The sequence below is a fragment of the Salmonella sp. SAL04202 genome (assembly GCF_046550775.1).
Lineage (GTDB): Bacteria > Pseudomonadota > Gammaproteobacteria > Enterobacterales > Enterobacteriaceae > Salmonella > Salmonella enterica.
Window position 1 is genome coordinate 242,998 of record NZ_JBGDXK010000003.1, and the last position, 19,422, is coordinate 262,419.

Consider the following 19,422-nt stretch of genomic DNA (forward strand, 5'->3'; position numbering starts at 1 on the left):
CCAGAATCACTGGCATTGCTCGTGTAAGATTTCTACGCCAGAAGCGGAGGGGGAGCTCGGTATACGATAAGAGACCTGACACCGGTCTGCTGCTGTTGGTCCCCACTTCACTAATAACCGCCCTTGTTTTTCCAGTCCGGTTAACCAGGCCTGCCCCGCATCACCAACAAAACTGCTGTGATTGTCTGGTTTTGTTAAAGACGAGACGGTCGCGCCAAAAGGAACAGGCAGATTGTTTATGCGGGTTAATACCATCAATGCCTTGTAACCAATATTGGTTTTATATTCAGCCCTGACCACCGCGCCACGGGTAGGCACCAGCGTTTTACTGGTATCAATGAGCTCAATATTTTTTCTAATGCCTGTCGTATCTAAAGACACTTCATTACGATGGTAAGGCGAAGCATAAGGTACGACGGCATAACCCCGAAAATCGGTGTCCACGCCCGTTTCGTTATTCACGGGGACACCCGCTGCGCCAGGGGCTTTAACCAATATGATGGTGTCGTCCATTGGCTGGGATAGTGTCAGGCCATTTCGATGTAGCAGTACGCCGCCCTGAACGCCATAATTCAGACGGCGCATATGATTATCGTAGCTATACCCGCCGTTAATATCCGCATACGTCCCGTTATAGGTTGCGCTCACATTACCGCTGGTGGCTTTCTCTTGAGAGGAATAACCTTCCTGAACGCTCCATGAGAGATTTTTCTGTGCCAGCGCTGTTCCGTTTAAACCGACAGTATGTGTGGTATCGCCGTCTTTCGCGGAATTCATATTGTAGGTGGCATACGTTGACGGCATAAAGGCATCTAACGGAATACTAATATTGATTGAAATTTGCTGGTCATTACTGTCTTCCGTATCGTCGTCTTCATCCTGAGAATTATCGGCGTTCAGCGTATAAGAATAGTTAATGCCATAGCTTACGTTATGCCATGTGTTGTTATAGCCAATACCTAATGATGTGGTATGAGTGTCATTCCAGTAATCTTCATTATATAAAGTGAGTGAAATGGAACCGTAGATAATGTCTTGCGATAACGACAGGTCGGTGCGATTACGGACATGATCATAGTGACTATTATCGCTATAGGTATCCAGCACATCCTCAAGAGCGTAGTAATCTTTGGTCGAATAACGGTAGCCGGCGACAGTGAAATTGGTGCCTGTTGACTGAATATCTTTGCTGTAACGAATACGCCAGGATTGTCCGGTAAGCGTATCGCTAACCACATCGCCTGCTTTAATTTTTGACCATGAGTTGGTGACGTCTAAAGACAATGCGCCCAGATCGCCAAGGTTTAAGCCTGTCCCGATGAGCGCCGCATGATAAACATCATTGCTCAGCGTACTCTCTATTCCGCCATAGGCGGTTATGCCGCCTGCTAATCCGTATAAGGCCGTCAGTTCAGCGAAGTTCTGTTGCGCGGAATGCGTATCTGATGAACGCGTGCGGCCTACCGTCAGGTCGTATTTCAGGTGGCCTTCACGCTGTAATACCGGAACGCTGGCGTAGGGCACAATGAAATGCTGTTCAGAACCATCGGATTCTTTGATGGTGACGTACAGGTCGCCCGAGCCGCCGGTTGGATAAAGATCGTTGATGGCGAATGGGCCCGCCGGAACGTTAGTTTTGTAGATGGTATAACCGTTTTGTTCAACGGTTACCTGCGCGCTGCTTTTGGCCACCCCGCGAATGACCGGGGCGAACCCTTTCATACTGTCCGGCAACATATCGTCATCAGAAGAGATCTGTACGCCCTTAAATGAAATACTGTCAAAGACGTCTGCGGGCGTGTTATTTTCCCCGGCGATCAGCTGTCCTTTTAAAAATTCGATATCGCGAGAAACATAGGTGTAGGCAGAATCCCAGCTATTTTGCCCATCGCTATCGTGATTCCATGTTGAGTAGTTACGAAAACGCCATGCGCCAATGTTAATACCAGGGCGCAGGTTAGCGTATTCGCTATTTTCCGTCCGGTTTTCATCAATATCGTGATCCTGCGATCCGGTAAAACTGTAGTTCAGCAAAAAAGCATTAATGCCTTCATCCCATTCGCTGGTAGGGACGAATTCTCGCGGGTCGGCGATCAACGCGATTTGAGGGATCGCTAAATCCAGCCGGTTACCGATGACATTAAACTTTGCTACAGCGCCAGCCAGCAGACTAAGATCGGTACACCCGTTTGGGTCATTTTTAAGCTCGGGGAAGTTTTCTGTTTTTACGCCCCACTGCTTGAGTTGTTCAACGCTAAGACACGGCTGTAGGGAGAGCTTATTATCTGCTGATTTTTTATTTTTAAAGGCAATATTTTTTGTTTCAACACTGGTGTTATTAATATAAATATCAACATTATAGGTGCCTTCTGCCTGACCCCCCTTTTCGAAAACCGATAGATCGACATTCTCCACGCCCGGTTCATCATTTTCCAACGATAATGGATTAAAATGATCATGCGCTAACGCTGGTTTTATGGAACAGCATATAAACAGAAACGATAACGCTAATTGAGAACGGGGCTCTACTCTGGAGAATTGCACAGTAAAAGTCCTGAAAGGGTAAAAGTAAAGTGAAGTCGTTAATGGCTAGAATGAACCGGAATGCGGCTCTAAACTCATCCCATAATCGCTGATTAATCGCCACGTTACCGTGCCATGAGGGGCGGCAGTAGAACCCAATTTAAATGACGCTGATGATTTTGGCGGAACGAAAGTCGCTGATTTCACTTCATGGCTGTTAAGCGTCACACTGGCAAAGTTCATATAATAGGGAGTGGGGTTATTTACGGTAATAACATCACCTGCCGTCTGCCATTTTAATTGTTGGCTCTGGCTATCAGGCGTCGATTTTGTTAATGCTGGCGGTCGATATATAAGCTTTATTTGGGTATTAATGGAGATTTCCACGCGGTTCGCGGAGGCATTATCATCAATAGAAGGAATACCCTTAATATTGAGCCAGTACATAGACTCCCGATCTGCAGGTAGGGGGGCGCCAGAGCGAATAACCCGAATACTGTTCTTTTGCCCGGCATCAAGGCGAAAAAGAGGCGGGGTGATAATAAACGCCTGCTTATTTGTGACCTGGGGATCGGCAACCGATAACCATGACTGAACAAGATTCGCTTTGCTGTCTTTATTCTCTACATTGATTGACGACTCATCATTATTGCCGTCGAAAACCAGTCGGGTTCCGCCAACAACAATGCTGGCATGGGCAACATGGCTTGTCAGTAATACGACCAACACGGATTTCTTTATGTGTTTCATTTTTTACTCTGTAAAGATGTTTTACGCTATGGACTGGCATCCTGCCTGTCCACATCAGGATGAGAATGCCTTACTGATACGAAACGGTATACGTAACCTGAGTGCTAACATCTCCACCGGTTACGGTTGCGGAACCATCGTTTGCCATGGCAGCGTAATAGGTAAAGTCTGCTTCCGAACCGTCGGTTGGCAGGTTCACTGCGGCATCATCCGTGTTATCTGTCACATCGCTATGTGAAGCGTTCTGAATAGAAATACCGACACCCGCGGCGCCCGTTTCCGATCCTTCGTCCGCGTTTTTGAAGTACGTTGGGTTGGAATCATCTGTTGCGCCGTGGAAGCGGAACATGGCCTGGGTTGGTACGCCAGTCCCTGCTTCCGGGCAGCTAACCAGGCTTACGGTAAACGGCACGTAATCGGTTGTGGCGCCTTTTTCCGCGATGCGTTCTTTGCTGTAATTGCCTAAATCAATGGTGGTATCCGTGGAGCCATTAACCTGAACCGTACACGCCTGATCGTAAATTTTGCCATTGAACGTAATCGTGTTCTGGGCAAATACCGGTGTGGATGCTACGGCAGTTAACATTGCCAGGATGATAATTTTCTTATTAAACATATTAATTGTTGCCTGATTCTATTCGCTGAAAAATAAAGATAGCCATATAAAATAAAATATTATATTTTACTCTGTATGCGCTTCTTTCTGTTCTGTAGATAAGCAGGCGGCTATTCTACGTATATCAACTATGAACTCAATAAAAATTCTGATGCAATATTGAACGGCAGTCCAGTTTCGGACTCGGTAACAAAGTTTAATAAAATACCACTAAAGAAGTATGGTTGGTGACTGGATTTATAGAGCAAGATCTCTTTTTTGATAATAGTTATTATTTCCTGGAGGATTTATTTAACTCTATATTGCTTTATTTTTAAGAATATACGACGCTTGTCCGTTTAAAATGAAACCGGCAGGTTTCGAAGCTCTAACAGTCTTCCATGCAGTATTTTTATATAGTCCCCCGCTTTTAGTTCTGAAAGTACCTGCATGATACGGCTGCGTGAAAGCCCGGTTCTCTGCTGTATGAAGTTCTGTGCGTTGATCTCAAATCGTGAGCTTTCAGGATACGACCACAGTTCAAGTAACAGCGCTTTTATCTGGCTATAGGCGTCCTGCCCGATAAGGTTTCTGTCACGGTTAGTCATGAAAGCAATGCGGTACATCAGGATGTTCGAAATGTCACGCCAGAGATGCTTTTCATCAGCTATTTCCACAAAATCTTTTACTGGGACAGGATAATATTCACAGGTGGTTTCGGCGATAAAAAAGACGTCTGAATTCTCTTCTAACTGGTATAAGTCAGCATAGGCATCTACAAGGCCTAAAATCATTGGTGAGACACCGCAGCCCATTACAATGCTGTCGATACGCCGACATACTTTAATAGCGCCTTTAGTGATTAACAGGATGTGGGATTGATTATCAATCTTGATATCCAGTGTTTTACCGGCCGTAATAGTGACAGGGGAGATGTTTTGAATAACGTGCCGATGAATATTTAAAATGGCTTGCAGGTTTTTTTCTTTCCCTGTGGGACGATACACATTCCCGCCGTTTAACTGCTTCATATCTTCCCCATTATTATGGCTGATAAAGTGGTTGACTATTAAAAGGTAAAGATAAATTTAATATTCACTTAAAATTATAATTAAGTAAATTAAAATAGCCAACAAGAATATTTAAGTCAATGTATTCACCTTATCAATGCATGAGCGACAACGCTGTTTGTAAGGTTAACCATAGTAAATGTGATGATTTTATTTGCAATCATTTTATGACAGCTATCATAGGTACCGTGCTTAACGAGCGCGTAGAGCGTACAGGATAGCGAAGCGATGAACATCGCTGTTGTAGGATACGAATGAGAGAAAAGTACAAAATGCCGGCGGGCGGCGTTTTACTGAGCGAAATCGCCGCCTGCCGGAACTCCTCCCGGCGGGAGTCATAAGCGGTTAGCGGTACTGGACGATCAGGCTTTGAATCTCCGGATGATCTTTTAACGACACGTGCCGTACCGTGGCGATTCCATTCATCAACGAAATAGCGTTTCCAGACGGTGTGGCGACTGTCTGTAAATGGGGGATATTATTCCGCAAACATGATACCTCGATATTGCGATCGTGAGGCGCAAGATTACAACCATATTCGACAATCTGGCCTTTGAAATGAATAACGCCTGCGGAGACCGGCGCGGTAGCAGCCAGCGCGGCAGATGAAGCTGACATCGCTGCACAAAACAGGTAGCAGCATAATGGTGATTTTTTCATCCTTTGAAACCTCACGTCCTGTGAGCATCCCCTTATTTTTTGGGGACTAACAAATCCCGTGTATAACTCTTTAATGTAAATACACAAACTACCTTAACTTTCGCAAGCTGAGATAAACAGCGCTATACGACAATTTTTATGTAAAAGAGTACGTCATAACGGCAGGTCAGGAGGGAAAGCGAGGCCGCTTAGCGGAAGGGGGGGCATAAGAAACAGCCAGTAAGAATAACTTACCGGCTGTTTTTACGGTTCGGCGCCTGGGCCGAATTAATCCTGCAGGTCGCCGCAGAAGCGATAACCTTCGCCGTGAATGGTGGCGATGATTTCCGGCGTATCCGGCGTGGATTCGAAATGCTTACGAATACGACGAATGGTAACGTCAACAGTACGGTCATGCGGCTTCAGCTCGCGGCCGGTCATTTTCTTCAACAGCTCTGCGCGCGACTGAATTTTGCCAGGGTTTTCGCAGAAATGCAGCATCGCGCGGAACTCGCTGCGCGGTAGTTTATACTGCTCGCCGTCCGGGCCGATCAGTGAACGACTGTTGATATCCAGTTCCCAACCGTTGAACTTGTAGCTTTCAACGCTACGACGCTCTTCGCTGACGGTACCCAGGTTCATGGTACGGGACAGCAGGTTGCGGGCACGGATGGTCAATTCGCGTGGGTTAAACGGTTTGGTGATGTAATCATCCGCGCCGATTTCGAGGCCGAGAATTTTGTCGACTTCGTTATCGCGGCCCGTCAGGAACATCAGCGCAACGTTAGCCTGTTCACGCAGTTCACGCGCTAACAGGAGACCGTTTTTCCCTGGCAGATTGATATCCATGATCACCAGGTTGATGTCATATTCAGAGAGGATCTGATGCATTTCCGCGCCATCTGTCGCTTCGAATACATCATAGCCTTCCGCTTCGAAAATACTTTTCAACGTGTTGCGTGTTACCAACTCGTCTTCAACGATAAGAATGTGCGGGGTCTGCATGTTTGCTACCTAAATTGCCAACTAAATCGAAACAGGAAGTACAAAAGTCCCTGACCTGCCTGATGCATGTCGCAAATTAACATGATCGGCGTAACATGACTAAAGTACGTAATTGCGTTCTTGATGCACTTTCCATCAACGTCAACAACATCATTAGCTTGGTCGTGGGTACTTTCCCTCTGGACCCGACAGTGTCAAAAACGGCTGTCATCCTAACCATTTTAACAGCAACATAACAGGCTAAGACGTACCGGACACCTAATAAAACTACGCTTCGTTGACATATATCAAGTTCAATTGTAGCACGTTAACAGTTTGATGAAATCATCGTAGCTAAATGCTAGCTTTCATCACAAATTTGCAATATTCCAACTAGTTACGTAAGCCAACTAATAAATGCGATGAATCCAAAGAGCAGGATCTATTTTAAATTAAATTATCCTAAATAAACAGCAGGATAACGATGTTCTGTTAACATAAACAGCAATAGTACAGATACGCAATAGTGTAGCGTCTTTTACGAAATCAAAAATGCTTTTTCAGTGATATCCGTTAAAATTTTGTAAATTTGCGAAGCGTAATATGCTTACAAACGCCAGCTAATTTCCTGTAAATTAGTCAAAAAGAGTAATGAAATGCGTGTAACAATCGTTCTTGTCGCTCCCGCCAGAGCGGAAAATATTGGCGCAGCCGCCCGGGCTATGAAGACCATGGGATTTACTGACCTGCGTATTGTCGACAGCCAGGCGCACCTGGAGCCCGCCACCCGTTGGGTCGCACATGGATCTGGAGATATTATTGATAATATTGAGGTTTTTCGCACCCTTGCCGACGCGCTCCACGATGTGGATTTTACCGTCGCGACGACAGCCCGCAGCCGGGCAAAATTTCATTACTACGCTTCGCCCGCTGAACTGGTTCCCTTATTACAGGAAAAATCACGCTGGATGCGTCATGCCGCGCTGGTTTTTGGCCGTGAGGATTCCGGTTTGACCAATGACGAGCTGGCGCTGGCGGATGTATTGACCGGCGTGCCGATGGCGGCGGATTACCCTTCGCTCAATCTGGGTCAGGCGGTCATGGTGTATTGCTATCAATTAGCAGGTTTAATGCAACAGACCACAGAATCCGTTGATATTGCTGATGAATCGCAGTTACAGGCGTTACGCGCGCGTCTTTTACGCCTGCTAACGACTCTGGAGGCGGCCGATGACCACAAATTAACCGACTGGCTACAACAGCGAATCGGCCTGCTGGGACAGCGAGATACGGTAATGTTGCACCGTTTGGTCCATGATATTGAAAAAAAACTAACAAAATAACGTGCTGTAATTTTTAAAATAATAAGAGATTACGTCTGGTTGCAAGAGATCATGACAGGGGGAATTGGTTGAAAATAAATATATCGCCAGCAGCACATGAACAAGTTTCGGAATGTGATCAATTTAAAAATTTATTGACTTAGGCGGGCAGATACTTTAACCAATATAGGAATACAAGACAGACAAATAAAAATGACAGAGTACACAACATCCATGAACCGCATCAGCACCACCACCATTACCACCATCACCATTACCACAGGTAACGGTGCGGGCTGACGCGTACAGGAAACACAGAAAAAAGCCCGCACCTGAACAGTGCGGGCTTTTTTTTCGACCAGAGATCACGAGGTAACAACCATGCGAGTGTTGAAGTTCGGCGGTACATCAGTGGCAAATGCAGAACGTTTTCTGCGTGTTGCCGATATTCTGGAAAGCAATGCCAGGCAAGGGCAGGTAGCGACCGTACTTTCCGCCCCCGCGAAAATTACCAACCATCTGGTGGCGATGATTGAAAAAACTATCGGCGGTCAGGATGCTTTGCCGAATATCAGCGATGCCGAACGTATTTTTTCTGACCTGCTCGCAGGACTTGCCAGCGCGCAGCCGGGATTCCCGCTTGCACGGTTGAAAATGGTTGTCGAACAAGAATTCGCTCAGATCAAACATGTTTTGCATGGTATCAGCCTGCTGGGTCAGTGCCCGGATAGCATCAACGCCGCGCTGATTTGCCGTGGCGAAAAAATGTCGATCGCGATTATGGCGGGACTCCTGGAGGCGCGTGGACATCGCGTCACGGTGATCGATCCGGTAGAAAAACTGCTGGCGGTGGGCCATTACCTTGAATCTACCGTCGATATCGCGGAATCGACTCGCCGTATCGCCGCCAGCCAGATCCCGGCCGATCACATGATCCTGATGGCGGGCTTTACCGCCGGTAATGAAAAGGGTGAACTGGTGGTGCTGGGCCGTAATGGTTCCGACTATTCCGCCGCCGTGCTGGCCGCCTGTTTACGCGCTGACTGCTGTGAAATCTGGACTGACGTCGATGGCGTGTATACCTGTGACCCGCGCCAGGTGCCGGACGCCAGGCTGCTGAAATCGATGTCCTACCAGGAAGCGATGGAACTCTCTTACTTCGGCGCCAAAGTTCTTCACCCTCGCACCATTACGCCCATCGCCCAGTTCCAGATCCCCTGTCTGATTAAAAATACCGGTAATCCGCAGGCGCCAGGAACGCTGATCGGCGCGTCCAGCGACGATGATAATCTGCCGGTCAAAGGGATCTCTAACCTTAACAACATGGCGATGTTTAGCGTCTCCGGCCCTGGAATGAAAGGGATGATTGGGATGGCGGCGCGTGTTTTCGCCGCCATGTCTCGCGCCGGGATCTCGGTGGTGCTCATTACCCAGTCCTCCTCTGAGTACAGCATCAGCTTCTGTGTGCCGCAGAGTGACTGCGCGCGTGCCCGCCGTGCGATGCAGGATGAGTTCTATCTGGAGCTGAAAGAGGGGCTGCTGGAGCCGTTGGCGGTTACTGAGCGGTTGGCGATTATCTCTGTTGTCGGCGACGGTATGCGCACGTTACGCGGCATTTCAGCGAAATTCTTCGCCGCGCTGGCGCGGGCTAATATCAATATCGTGGCGATCGCTCAGGGATCTTCTGAGCGTTCCATTTCTGTGGTGGTGAATAACGACGATGCCACCACCGGCGTGCGGGTAACGCACCAGATGCTGTTCAATACCGATCAGGTGATTGAAGTGTTTGTCATTGGCGTCGGCGGCGTCGGCGGCGCGCTACTGGAACAGCTTAAACGTCAGCAAACCTGGCTGAAGAACAAACACATCGATCTACGCGTGTGCGGCGTGGCGAACTCAAAGGCGTTGCTAACCAATGTGCATGGCCTGAATCTGGACAACTGGCAGGCGGAACTGGCGCAAGCGAACGCGCCGTTCAATCTGGGACGCTTAATTCGCCTGGTGAAAGAATATCATCTACTCAATCCGGTGATTGTTGATTGTACCTCCAGTCAGGCGGTGGCCGACCAGTATGCCGACTTCCTGCGTGAAGGGTTCCATGTGGTGACGCCAAACAAGAAAGCGAACACCTCGTCGATGGACTACTACCATCAGCTACGTTTCGCCGCCGCGCAATCACGGCGCAAATTCTTGTATGACACCAACGTCGGCGCCGGTTTGCCGGTAATCGAAAACCTGCAAAACCTGCTGAATGCGGGTGATGAACTGCAAAAATTTTCCGGCATTCTTTCCGGGTCGCTCTCTTTTATTTTCGGTAAACTGGATGAGGGGATGAGTCTCTCACAGGCGACCGCCCTGGCGCGCGAGATGGGCTATACCGAACCCGATCCGCGCGACGATCTTTCCGGTATGGATGTGGCGCGTAAACTGTTGATCCTCGCCCGCGAGACGGGCCGCGAGCTGGAGCTTTCCGATATCGTGATTGAACCGGTGTTGCCGGACGAGTTTGACGCCTTCGGCGATGTGACCGCCTTTATGGCGCATCTGCCGCAGCTTGACGACGCGTTTGCCGCCCGTGTGGCTAAAGCTCGTGATGAAGGTAAGGTATTGCGCTATGTGGGCAATATCGAAGAGGATGGCGTGTGCCGCGTGAAGATTGCCGAAGTTGATGGTAACGATCCGCTCTTCAAAGTGAAAAACGGTGAAAACGCGCTGGCGTTCTACAGCCACTATTATCAGCCCTTGCCGTTGGTGCTGCGCGGCTACGGCGCAGGCAATGATGTGACGGCGGCGGGCGTGTTTGCCGATCTGTTACGGACCCTCTCATGGAAGTTAGGAGTTTAACATGGTGAAAGTGTATGCCCCGGCTTCCAGCGCGAACATGAGCGTCGGTTTCGACGTGTTGGGCGCAGCCGTCACACCCGTTGACGGCACGTTGCTGGGCGATGTGGTATCCGTTGAAGCAGCGGACCATTTCCGTCTGCATAACCTGGGGCGATTTGCCGATAAACTGCCGCCGGAGCCGCGTGAAAATATTGTTTATCAGTGCTGGGAACGTTTTTGCCAGGCATTGGGGAAAACCATCCCGGTGGCGATGACGCTGGAAAAAAATATGCCGATTGGTTCCGGGTTAGGGTCCAGCGCCTGTTCCGTCGTCGCCGCGCTGGTCGCGATGAATGAGCACTGCGGCAAACCGTTAAACGACACGCGTCTGTTGGCGCTGATGGGCGAGCTGGAAGGCCGTATCTCCGGCAGCATCCATTACGATAACGTCGCGCCGTGCTTTCTTGGCGGTATGCAGTTGATGATTGAAGAAAACGGCATTATTAGTCAGCAGGTGCCGGGCTTTGATGAGTGGCTATGGGTACTGGCTTATCCGGGCATTAAAGTTTCTACCGCAGAAGCACGGGCCATTTTGCCTGCGCAGTATCGCCGTCAGGATTGCATTGCGCATGGACGGCATCTGGCCGGTTTTATTCACGCCTGTTACTCGCGGCAGCCGCAGCTTGCCGCCGCGCTGATGAAAGATGTTATTGCCGAACCATACCGCGCGCGTTTACTGCCGGGCTTTAGCCAGGCGCGGCAGGCGGTGTCGGAGATCGGCGCGCTGGCGAGCGGGATTTCAGGATCGGGGCCGACGCTGTTTGCGCTATGCGATAAACCGGAGACGGCGCAGCGCGTCGCGGACTGGCTGAGCAAACATTATCTGCAAAATCAGGAAGGCTTCGTTCATATTTGCCGGCTGGATACGGCGGGCGCACGAGTAGTGGGATAATCAATGAAACTCTATAATCTGAAAGACCATAATGAGCAGGTCAGCTTTGCGCAGGCCGTCACGCAAGGACTGGGCAAACAGCAGGGACTTTTTTTTCCGCACGAACTGCCGGAGTTTAGCCTGACGGAAATTGATGAGATGCTCAACCAGGACTTTGTCAGCCGTAGCGCAAAGATCCTCTCGGCATTTATTGGCGATGAAATACCGCAGCAAATTCTGGAAGAGCGCGTCCGCGCGGCGTTTGCGTTCCCGGCGCCGGTAGCGCAGGTAGAAAGCGATGTCGGCTGCCTGGAGCTGTTCCATGGTCCGACGCTGGCCTTTAAAGACTTCGGCGGGCGTTTTATGGCGCAAATGCTGACGCATATCAGCGGCGACAAACCGGTGACGATTCTGACCGCAACGTCAGGCGATACCGGCGCGGCGGTGGCTCACGCGTTCTATGGCCTGGAAAATGTGCGGGTCGTCATTCTCTACCCGCGCGGTAAAATCAGTCCGTTGCAGGAAAAACTGTTCTGTACGCTGGGCGGCAACATTGAAACCGTGGCGATCGACGGCGATTTCGACGCTTGCCAGGCGCTGGTGAAACAGGCATTTGATGACGAAGAACTGAAAATGGCGCTGGGGCTGAATTCGGCTAATTCAATTAATATCAGCCGCCTGTTGGCGCAAATTTGCTACTACTTTGAAGCCGTGGCGCAACTGCCGCAGGGGGCGCGTAACCAACTGGTGATCTCCGTCCCCAGCGGCAACTTTGGCGATTTGACGGCAGGACTGCTGGCGAAGTCGTTAGGCCTACCGGTGAAACGTTTTATCGCCGCCACCAACGTCAACGACACGGTGCCGCGTTTTCTGCATGACGGAAAGTGGGCGCCGAAAGCGACGCAGGCGACCCTGTCGAATGCGATGGATGTCAGCCAGCCGAATAACTGGCCGCGCGTGGAGGAGCTATTCCGCCGTAAAATCTGGCGCCTGACTGAGCTGGGCTATGCGGCGGTGGATGACACTACGACACAACAGACGATGCGCGAGCTGAAAGCGAAAGGTTATATCTCGGAACCTCATGCGGCGGTAGCGTATCGGGCATTACGCGACCAGTTAAACCCTGGCGAGTATGGCTTGTTTCTCGGAACGGCGCATCCGGCGAAGTTTAAAGAAAGCGTGGAGTCCATTCTGGGAGAAACGCTGGCATTGCCTGAAGCGCTCGCCGAACGCGCCGACCTGCCGCTGCTTTCACATCATCTGCCTGCGGATTTTGCCGCCCTGCGTAAGCTGATGATGACCCGCCAATAACCATTGCGCCCGGTGGCGCTGTCGCTTACCGGGCCTATGGGGTGGTGTCGATTTGTAGGCCGGATAAGGCGTAACCGCCATCCGGCGATGCCGTTACTGCTCGTAGCGTTTAAAGACCAGTTCGTCTTGTGTGGAGGTTTCTTCATCAAAGAAATACCCTTCACGGTCAAACGCGATAAGCTGTTCCGGCTTCGTTAAGCGGTTTTCAATAATAAAACGGCTCATCAGTCCGCGCGCTTTTTTGGCGTAGAAGCTTACCACCTTAAACTTGCCGTTTTTCTCATCAAGGAACACGGGCTTAATCAGTTCGGCATTCAGTTTCTTCGGCTTCACCGATTTAAAATATTCCTCGGAGGCCAGATTCACCACCACCCGATCGCCCTGCGCCTCAAGCGCTTCGTTGAGCTTATCGGTAATGATATCGCCCCAGAATTGATAAAGATCTTTGCCGCGCGGATTCTCCAGGCGAATCCCCATCTCCAGACGATAAGGCTGCATTAAATCCAGCGGGCGCAATACGCCATACAAGCCAGAGAGCATGCGCAGATGCTGTTGGGCAAAATCAAAATCCGCGTCGTTGAACGTTTCCGCCTGTAGGCCGGTATAAACATCGCCTTTGAACGCCAGAATCGCCTGGCGTGCATTATCCGGCGTGAAATGAGGCTGCCAGTCATGAAAACGCGTGGCGTTGAGATCCGCCAGTTTGTCGCTAATTCCCATCAGCCTGGAAATTTGCGGCGCCGAAAGCTGGCGGGCCTGTTGAATAAGCTGCTGGCTGTGATCCAACAGCTCCGGCTGGGTATAGCGGGTCGTGGCCAGCGGGCTTTGATAATCAAGCGTTTTTGCAGGTGAAATCAGAATCAGCATATTCAGTCCTTGCAGGGAATTTTCTGCGACTTTAGCAAAAAAACGCCGCAGAGTTGACCGATGGTTGCGATTGTCGGCTTAATCGCGCGATGCCGCATCCCAGGTATCTGGCGCCAGTTGTGGTTCGATATCCGGGAAGCGCCGCGGATCGAACTGCGGTCTTACGCCCAGTTTCCGTTGTCGCAGATAATCGCCGGCGAGGGTATACACCACCGGTGAGAGCAACAAAATCGCCGTCAGATTGGTAATAGCCATACAGGCCATGATCATGTCAGCAAGCTGCCATATCAGCGGAAAACTGATGAGCGTACCGGCGATGACCATGCCAAGCGTCGCAAGGCGTAATAGCCAGATGGCCTTTGCGTTATGTAACCGCAGAAAAAACAGATTGTTCTCGGCGTAAATATAGTTGGCGACGATAGAACTGAACGCGAACAGAATGACGATAAGCGCGACAAAACTGGCGCCCCATTCACCGGTCAACGAAACCATTGCATGTTGGAGAAGCTGAATGCCTTCTGTTGACGAATGGGACGCGTGATTCCCCGCCAGCAGGATAATCATTGCGCTGGCGGTACAGATGATAATGGTGTCGCTGAATACGCCAATCATTTGCACAATCCCCTGCGCGACAGGGTGAGGGGGATACGACGTTGCCGCCGCGGCCGCATTAGGCGTTGACCCCATTCCCGCTTCATTAGAGAACATCCCACGCTGAAAACCGCTGGTAATAGCCTGAGTGAGCGTATATCCGGCTGCGCCTGCTGCGGCTTCCTGCCAGCCAAATGCGCTTTTGACTATCGAAGCGATAACGCCAGGCATTTGCTCAATATGCCAGAGGCAAATGAATACGCTGCCGGCGACCCACAATAACGCGATGAGGGGAATCAGCCATTGCATCAGGCGGGCGACGCCTTTTATGCCGCGAATGATAATTAACAGGGCACAGAACGCCAGAGCAATGCCGGAGATAAGCGGCGGAATGTTGAAGGCGAAATGGAGCGCGCGTGAGACGGCATTCGCCTGCACGCTATTAAAAATCAACCCGTAGGCGACGAGCAGAAAGAGGGCGAAAACCACGCCCATCCAGCGCATTCCCAGCCCGCGCGCCATATACCACGCCGGGCCGCCGCGGAACTGGCCTGTCGGGTCACGTTCTTTATAAAGCTGGGCAAGCGAACACTCGGCGAAGGAGGTCGCCATGCCAATGATGGCCGAGACCCACATCCAGAATACCGCGCCGGGACCGCCTGCGGCGATAGCCAGCGCCACGCCGGCCAGATTACCGCTGCCAATCCGCGCCGCGAGGCTGGTACACAGCGCCTGAAATGACGTCAGGCCGCCTGGCTGCGGGCTAAAGCTGCCTTTCAGACTGCGGCTAAATTGGCGAATATAACGAAATTGAATGAATCCGGTACGCCAGGTAAACCAACATCCTGCGCCGAGCAGCAGGTAAATCATTACCGAGCCCCAGAGTATTTCGTTAATAAAACTGAAAAACTCAGGCATTAACGTCCCTCTTGTTGATGCCGTCACGCTTTGATGATCCTGTATAAGCGTGACCCATGATGTAGATGACCTTGTCAGACTAATATTAACGGCAGTTTACCATAAATACGGCGGTATCCTTTAATTGCGCATCAACCGTCGGCAGATACGCAAACAGTGCACAAGGGCAGCCAGGTGCATGTAGGCGGTTGCGCTGTGAGTGCGTCGTGTTATCATCAGGGTAGACCGGTTACATCCCCTAACAAGCTGTTTAAAGAGAAACTCTATCATGACGGACAAATTGACCTCCCTTCGTCAGTTCACCACCGTAGTGGCTGATACCGGAGATATCGCGGCAATGAAGCTGTACCAGCCGCAGGATGCTACAACTAACCCTTCTCTCATTCTTAACGCAGCGCAAATCCCGGAATATCGTAAGCTGATTGACGATGCTGTCGCCTGGGCGAAACAGCAGAGCAGCGACCGCGCGCAGCAGGTTGTTGACGCGACCGATAAGCTGGCGGTGAATATTGGCCTGGAAATCCTGAAGCTGGTGCCGGGGCGTATTTCTACCGAAGTTGACGCGCGTCTGTCTTATGACACTGAAGCGTCTATCGCCAAAGCAAAACGTATCATTAAACTCTACAATGATGCGGGTATCAGCAACGATCGTATCCTGATCAAGCTGGCGTCCACCTGGCAGGGCATTCGTGCAGCCGAACAGCTGGAAAAAGAAGGCATCAACTGTAACCTGACGCTGCTGTTCTCCTTTGCGCAGGCGCGTGCGTGCGCCGAAGCGGGCGTCTACCTGATCTCGCCGTTCGTAGGTCGTATTCTTGACTGGTATAAAGCCAATACCGACAAGAAAGACTATGCGCCAGCTGAAGATCCGGGCGTGGTTTCCGTAACGGAAATCTACGAGTACTACAAACAGCATGGTTACGAAACCGTCGTTATGGGCGCAAGCTTCCGTAACGTAGGCGAAATTCTGGAGCTGGCGGGCTGCGACCGTCTGACTATCGCACCGGCATTGCTGAAAGAACTGGCGGAAAGCGAAGGGGCGATTGAGCGTAAGCTCTCTTTCTCCGGCGAAGTCAAAGCGCGCCCGGAACGCATTACCGAAGCCGAGTTCCTGTGGCAGCATCACCAGGACCCCATGGCGGTTGACAAACTGGCGGATGGTATCCGTAAGTTTGCGGTAGACCAGGAAAAACTGGAAAAAATGATCGGCGATCTGCTGTAATCATTAACGCGTGGCCCTGATATGGGTCACGCTACCTCTTCTGAAACCTGTCTGTCCTTCCCTTCGCAGTGTATCATTCTGTTTAACGAGACTGTTTAAACGGAATAATCATGGATACCTTACGTATTGGCTTAGTTTCTATCTCCGACCGCGCTTCAAGCGGCGTTTACCAGGATAAAGGCATTCCTGCGCTTGAGGAGTGGCTCGCTTCTGCGCTGACCACGCCTTTCGAGGTCCAACGGCGCTTAATTCCTGATGAACAGGAAATTATCGAGCAAACGTTGTGTGAACTGGTTGATGAGATGAGCTGTCATCTGGTGCTGACCACTGGCGGTACCGGTCCGGCGCGTCGCGACGTCACGCCGGACGCGACCCTTGCCATCGCCGACCGTGAAATGCCAGGTTTTGGCGAACAGATGCGCCAGATCAGCCTGCGCTTTGTGCCGACCGCCATTCTTTCCCGCCAGGTGGGCGTTATCCGTAAACAGGCGTTAATTCTTAATCTGCCTGGACAGCCAAAATCGATCAAAGAAACGCTGGAAGGCGTAAAAGCGGACGATGGCAGCGTTAGCGTGCCGGGCATTTTTGCGAGCGTGCCGTATTGTATACAGCTGCTTGACGGGCCGTATGTCGAAACCGCGCCGGAAGTGGTTGCCGCTTTCCGTCCGAAGAGCGCCAGACGTGAGAATATGTCGTCCTGACCGGAAAATACTGATAGTAGGGTTATTCCTCCCGGTGCGGGAGGAATAAAAGAGATTTAGTGCGCCTCGCCGATTGGCAGAATAGTGCGGCCAAATTGCTCGTTTAGCACTTCACCCATCGCCAGATAAATAGCGCTGGCGCCGCAAACCAGACCAACCCAGCCTGCGATATGGATAATGGCTTCGTTACCGGTGATATTGCCGACCGCCAGCAGAGCGAACAGTACGGTCAGGCTCAGGAAAACAAATTGCAGCGCGCGGGCGGCTTTCAGCGTACCGAAGAACATAAACAGCGTGAACACGCCCCACAGACCCAAATAAGCGCCGAGTAGCTGAGCGTCAGGCGCATCCGTCAGGCCCATTTTCGGCATCAGCAGGATAGCGACCAGCGTCAGCCAGAACGAACCGTAAGAGGTAAAGGCCGTTAAACCAAAGGTATTGCCTTTTTTATACTCCAGCAGACCGGCAAAAATTTGCGCGATACCGCCGTAGAAAATCCCCATCGCCAGAATAATACCGTCCAGGGCGAAAAAACCGGCATTGTGCAGGTTAAGCAGAATGGTGGTCATGCCGAAGCCCATCAGGCCCAGCGGTGCCGGATTAGCCAACTTAGTGTTGCCCATAATTCCTCAAAATCATCATAATTGAATGGTGAAATAGTTTCCCAGAATAACGAGTTCCGTATTCGGGGCGCGGCATAATAATCAGGGGGAAGAGGACTGTCTATGATCTAATAAGGGGGAAAAGAAAATATTTCCCCCTGTGAGGGCATTCACGCCTGAACGGCTGCCATCATTCGTCGCAGGCAGGCTATTTGCAACACCGCCGGAATAGTCACGCGATACGCGCTGCCGCTCATCGCTTTGACGCCGTTTAACGCCGCGCCGACCGGGCCGCCAAGACCTGCGCCGCGCAGCAATCCGTGGCCCAGGATGCTCATTGCGGCATGGGTACGTAAAATGCGGGTAAGCTGGGTGGAAAGCAGGTGGGAGACCCCTTTTGCCAGACTGCGATCTTTCATGAGCAGCGGCAGCAGTTCTTCCAGTTCAGAAACTTTGGCGTCTACGGCTTGCAGAAATTCCTGCTTATGCGCCGCGTCCATCTTCTGCCAGGTATGACGTAAAAAATGCTCCAGCAGTTGCTGTTCTATTTCAAACGTCGACATGCTTTTATCTGCTTTAAGTTTTAGCCGTTTTGCGACATCCAGCAGAATCGCGCGGTACTGTTTTCCGTGCCCGCGCAATTTGTTGGCGATACTGTCGCCGCCGTAATGCTGAAACTCGCCGGCAATGAGCTGCCAGTTACGGCGGTGTTGCTCCGGGTGACCTTCCATCGCTTTGAACAGTTCGTTATGACTAAGGACGCTCGACAAGCGAGCCTTGCCCTTTTCGTTATGCGTCAGCAAACGGGCGAAATCGGCGAGTTGTTCTTCGCTACAATGCTGAAGAAAGTCTAAATCCTCGTCGTGTAAATAGGTGACGTTCATTTTCAGTCTGGCTTTTGGAATAGAAATAACAGCGATTAATCGTCGCCAATGACTTTAAGTCTCGCCATATCGGAAGAATTTACCGTATGGCCTGAGAAGGTAATCTTTGATACGCAGCGTTTGTTGTCGTTATCGCTATTAATATTGATCCAGCCTGTTGTCTGGCCCTCTTTGATTGAGGAAGGGACGTTCAGGCTTTGGCTGGCGCTACGCGCAGTTTTAAAATAGACGGATGCGCCGCTAAGTTCGATGTCGCCGTGATCCGCCGTGAGTTGAATGCGCTTCACGATGCGGCAGACGGGAATTTTCAGCGTGAGATCGTTCGTTTCATTTCTGGGCATGGCAATAACACCCAGTATTTTATGGTCGTTCGCGTGCGCGACGCTACTTAACGCCAGGCCGAAAAGCAGGCTGGCGGAAATCGTTAACACAGATCGCATGAAATTTCTCTTTGACGGGTTCAATAAGCAATTACCGTCTATCATACTCTGCTCATGGCAACGATTCAGTTTTGTAATCTTTTCTTTTTATTACAATTTTTCTGTGAATAGTATTCGTTGTTTAATTTATTTCATGAATGTTTGTTTGCCTGGTTTTCCATCGCGCCCTCTCGTCACTAAAAAATTTTTTCATCTCCCCCTTGATGACGTGGGTTACGACCCCATCTTGTAGTCAACCGCAGTGGTGAG

General features: G+C 50.6%; 19 protein-coding genes and 1 other annotated feature. Of the genes, 8 read left to right on the top strand and 11 right to left on the bottom strand.

The features are described 5' to 3' along the window. Positions 1 to 6 precede the first annotated feature (6 nt). From ACLJQJ_RS14960 to arcA, 6 genes are all read right to left on the bottom strand, one after another. The gene (locus tag ACLJQJ_RS14960; protein WP_001160707.1) at positions 7 to 2,544 is read right to left on the bottom strand and encodes a fimbrial outer membrane usher protein; all 2,538 of its coding nucleotides are present in this window, start codon (positions 2,542 to 2,544) and stop codon (positions 7 to 9) included. Positions 2,545 to 2,589: 45 nt separating this feature from the next. Then, positions 2,590 to 3,273 (bottom strand): fimbrial biogenesis chaperone SthA, encoded by a 684-nt coding sequence (gene sthA / locus ACLJQJ_RS14965; protein ID WP_000680522.1) that lies wholly within the window; start codon positions 3,271 to 3,273, stop codon positions 2,590 to 2,592. A gap of 70 nt (positions 3,274 to 3,343) precedes the next feature. Further along, entirely contained in the window at positions 3,344 to 3,889 is a 546-nt protein-coding gene (locus ACLJQJ_RS14970) for a fimbrial protein (protein WP_000482235.1), read from the bottom strand. 338 nt (positions 3,890 to 4,227) lie between these two features. After that, entirely contained in the window at positions 4,228 to 4,899 is a 672-nt protein-coding gene (locus tag ACLJQJ_RS14975) for a winged helix-turn-helix transcriptional regulator (protein ID WP_000811635.1), read from the bottom strand. Positions 4,900 to 5,283: 384 nt separating this feature from the next. Continuing rightward, a complete protein-coding gene (locus tag ACLJQJ_RS14980) occupies positions 5,284 to 5,598 on the bottom strand; it encodes a hypothetical protein (protein WP_000749515.1) in 315 nt (104 codons plus the stop codon). 267 nt (positions 5,599 to 5,865) lie between these two features. Further along, positions 5,866 to 6,582, bottom strand: coding sequence for a two-component system response regulator ArcA (gene arcA, locus ACLJQJ_RS14985; protein ID WP_001194359.1), 717 nt, complete (start codon positions 6,580 to 6,582; stop codon positions 5,866 to 5,868). Positions 6,583 to 6,677: 95 nt separating this feature from the next. Here arcA and yjjY point away from each other — a divergent pair, with 95 nt between their 5' ends. From yjjY to thrC, 6 genes are all read left to right on the top strand, one after another. Continuing rightward, the gene (yjjY, locus tag ACLJQJ_RS14990; protein ID WP_001541509.1) at positions 6,678 to 6,818 is read left to right on the top strand and encodes a protein YjjY; all 141 of its coding nucleotides are present in this window, start codon (positions 6,678 to 6,680) and stop codon (positions 6,816 to 6,818) included. 399 nt (positions 6,819 to 7,217) lie between these two features. After that, positions 7,218 to 7,904 (top strand): tRNA/rRNA methyltransferase, encoded by a 687-nt coding sequence (locus tag ACLJQJ_RS14995; protein WP_001266780.1) that lies wholly within the window; start codon positions 7,218 to 7,220, stop codon positions 7,902 to 7,904. A gap of 213 nt (positions 7,905 to 8,117) precedes the next feature. Further along, the gene (gene thrL, locus ACLJQJ_RS15000; RefSeq protein WP_001575544.1) at positions 8,118 to 8,183 is read left to right on the top strand and encodes a thr operon leader peptide; all 66 of its coding nucleotides are present in this window, start codon (positions 8,118 to 8,120) and stop codon (positions 8,181 to 8,183) included. Beyond that, positions 8,119 to 8,239, top strand: a sequence feature (Thr leader region). It overlaps the preceding gene by 65 nt. Before the next feature lie 25 nt (positions 8,240 to 8,264). Next, positions 8,265 to 10,727: a bifunctional aspartate kinase/homoserine dehydrogenase I gene (gene thrA / locus ACLJQJ_RS15005; protein ID WP_063809578.1), complete on the top strand. Its 2,463-nt coding sequence runs from the start codon at positions 8,265 to 8,267 to the stop codon at positions 10,725 to 10,727. A 1-nt stretch (position 10,728) separates the two neighbouring features. Further along, positions 10,729 to 11,658, top strand: a complete 930-nt coding sequence (gene thrB / locus ACLJQJ_RS15010; protein ID WP_000241685.1) for a homoserine kinase — start codon at positions 10,729 to 10,731, stop codon at positions 11,656 to 11,658. Between the two features lie 3 nt (positions 11,659 to 11,661). Beyond that, positions 11,662 to 12,948, top strand: a complete 1,287-nt coding sequence (thrC, locus tag ACLJQJ_RS15015; protein ID WP_063809577.1) for a threonine synthase — start codon at positions 11,662 to 11,664, stop codon at positions 12,946 to 12,948. A gap of 93 nt (positions 12,949 to 13,041) precedes the next feature. Here the strand turns inward: thrC and yaaA are convergent, their stop codons facing one another. Next, on the bottom strand, positions 13,042 to 13,815 hold the full coding sequence (gene yaaA / locus ACLJQJ_RS15020) for a peroxide stress protein YaaA (RefSeq protein ID WP_000906173.1): 774 nt from the start codon (positions 13,813 to 13,815) through the stop codon (positions 13,042 to 13,044). A gap of 78 nt (positions 13,816 to 13,893) precedes the next feature. Beyond that, positions 13,894 to 15,324, bottom strand: a complete 1,431-nt coding sequence (locus ACLJQJ_RS15025) for an alanine/glycine:cation symporter family protein (RefSeq protein WP_001113807.1) — start codon at positions 15,322 to 15,324, stop codon at positions 13,894 to 13,896. A 268-nt stretch (positions 15,325 to 15,592) separates the two neighbouring features. On the opposite strand from ACLJQJ_RS15025, the gene tal reads away from it, so the two are divergent. After that, a complete protein-coding gene (gene tal, locus ACLJQJ_RS15030; protein ID WP_000130175.1) occupies positions 15,593 to 16,546 on the top strand; it encodes a transaldolase in 954 nt (317 codons plus the stop codon). Positions 16,547 to 16,656: 110 nt separating this feature from the next. Beyond that, the gene (gene mog / locus ACLJQJ_RS15035) at positions 16,657 to 17,247 is read left to right on the top strand and encodes a molybdopterin adenylyltransferase (protein ID WP_000380373.1); all 591 of its coding nucleotides are present in this window, start codon (positions 16,657 to 16,659) and stop codon (positions 17,245 to 17,247) included. A 56-nt stretch (positions 17,248 to 17,303) separates the two neighbouring features. Here the strand turns inward: mog and satP are convergent, their stop codons facing one another. The 3 genes from satP to ACLJQJ_RS15050 form a co-directional block, all read right to left on the bottom strand. Further along, positions 17,304 to 17,870, bottom strand: coding sequence for an acetate uptake transporter (gene satP, locus ACLJQJ_RS15040; RefSeq protein ID WP_000528525.1), 567 nt, complete (start codon positions 17,868 to 17,870; stop codon positions 17,304 to 17,306). A 149-nt stretch (positions 17,871 to 18,019) separates the two neighbouring features. Further along, on the bottom strand, positions 18,020 to 18,733 hold the full coding sequence (msyB, locus tag ACLJQJ_RS15045; protein WP_001103477.1) for an acidic protein MsyB: 714 nt from the start codon (positions 18,731 to 18,733) through the stop codon (positions 18,020 to 18,022). 35 nt (positions 18,734 to 18,768) lie between these two features. Beyond that, positions 18,769 to 19,173 carry a DUF2541 family protein gene (locus ACLJQJ_RS15050; protein WP_001258090.1) on the bottom strand — a complete coding sequence of 135 codons (405 nt, stop codon included), beginning with the start codon at positions 19,171 to 19,173 and terminating at the stop codon, positions 18,769 to 18,771. Positions 19,174 to 19,422 lie beyond the last annotated feature (249 nt).

Coding starts and splice junctions, on each gene's coding strand:
- arcA (WP_001194359.1), bottom strand. CDS start 6,582: ATGCAGACCCCGCACATTCTTATCGTTGAAGACGAGTTGGTAACACGC.
- ACLJQJ_RS15025 (WP_001113807.1), bottom strand. CDS start 15,324: ATGCCTGAGTTTTTCAGTTTTATTAACGAAATACTCTGGGGCTCGGTA.
- thrA (WP_063809578.1), top strand. CDS start 8,265: ATGCGAGTGTTGAAGTTCGGCGGTACATCAGTGGCAAATGCAGAACGT.
- ACLJQJ_RS14980 (WP_000749515.1), bottom strand. CDS start 5,598: ATGAAAAAATCACCATTATGCTGCTACCTGTTTTGTGCAGCGATGTCA.
- ACLJQJ_RS14995 (WP_001266780.1), top strand. CDS start 7,218: ATGCGTGTAACAATCGTTCTTGTCGCTCCCGCCAGAGCGGAAAATATT.
- ACLJQJ_RS14975 (WP_000811635.1), bottom strand. CDS start 4,899: ATGAAGCAGTTAAACGGCGGGAATGTGTATCGTCCCACAGGGAAAGAA.
- yaaA (WP_000906173.1), bottom strand. CDS start 13,815: ATGCTGATTCTGATTTCACCTGCAAAAACGCTTGATTATCAAAGCCCG.
- mog (WP_000380373.1), top strand. CDS start 16,657: ATGGATACCTTACGTATTGGCTTAGTTTCTATCTCCGACCGCGCTTCA.
- satP (WP_000528525.1), bottom strand. CDS start 17,870: ATGGGCAACACTAAGTTGGCTAATCCGGCACCGCTGGGCCTGATGGGC.
- sthA (WP_000680522.1), bottom strand. CDS start 3,273: ATGAAACACATAAAGAAATCCGTGTTGGTCGTATTACTGACAAGCCAT.
- thrC (WP_063809577.1), top strand. CDS start 11,662: ATGAAACTCTATAATCTGAAAGACCATAATGAGCAGGTCAGCTTTGCG.
- msyB (WP_001103477.1), bottom strand. CDS start 18,733: ATGAACGTCACCTATTTACACGACGAGGATTTAGACTTTCTTCAGCAT.
- yjjY (WP_001541509.1), top strand. CDS start 6,678: ATGACTAAAGTACGTAATTGCGTTCTTGATGCACTTTCCATCAACGTC.
- ACLJQJ_RS15050 (WP_001258090.1), bottom strand. CDS start 19,173: ATGCGATCTGTGTTAACGATTTCCGCCAGCCTGCTTTTCGGCCTGGCG.
- tal (WP_000130175.1), top strand. CDS start 15,593: ATGACGGACAAATTGACCTCCCTTCGTCAGTTCACCACCGTAGTGGCT.
- ACLJQJ_RS14970 (WP_000482235.1), bottom strand. CDS start 3,889: ATGTTTAATAAGAAAATTATCATCCTGGCAATGTTAACTGCCGTAGCA.
- thrB (WP_000241685.1), top strand. CDS start 10,729: ATGGTGAAAGTGTATGCCCCGGCTTCCAGCGCGAACATGAGCGTCGGT.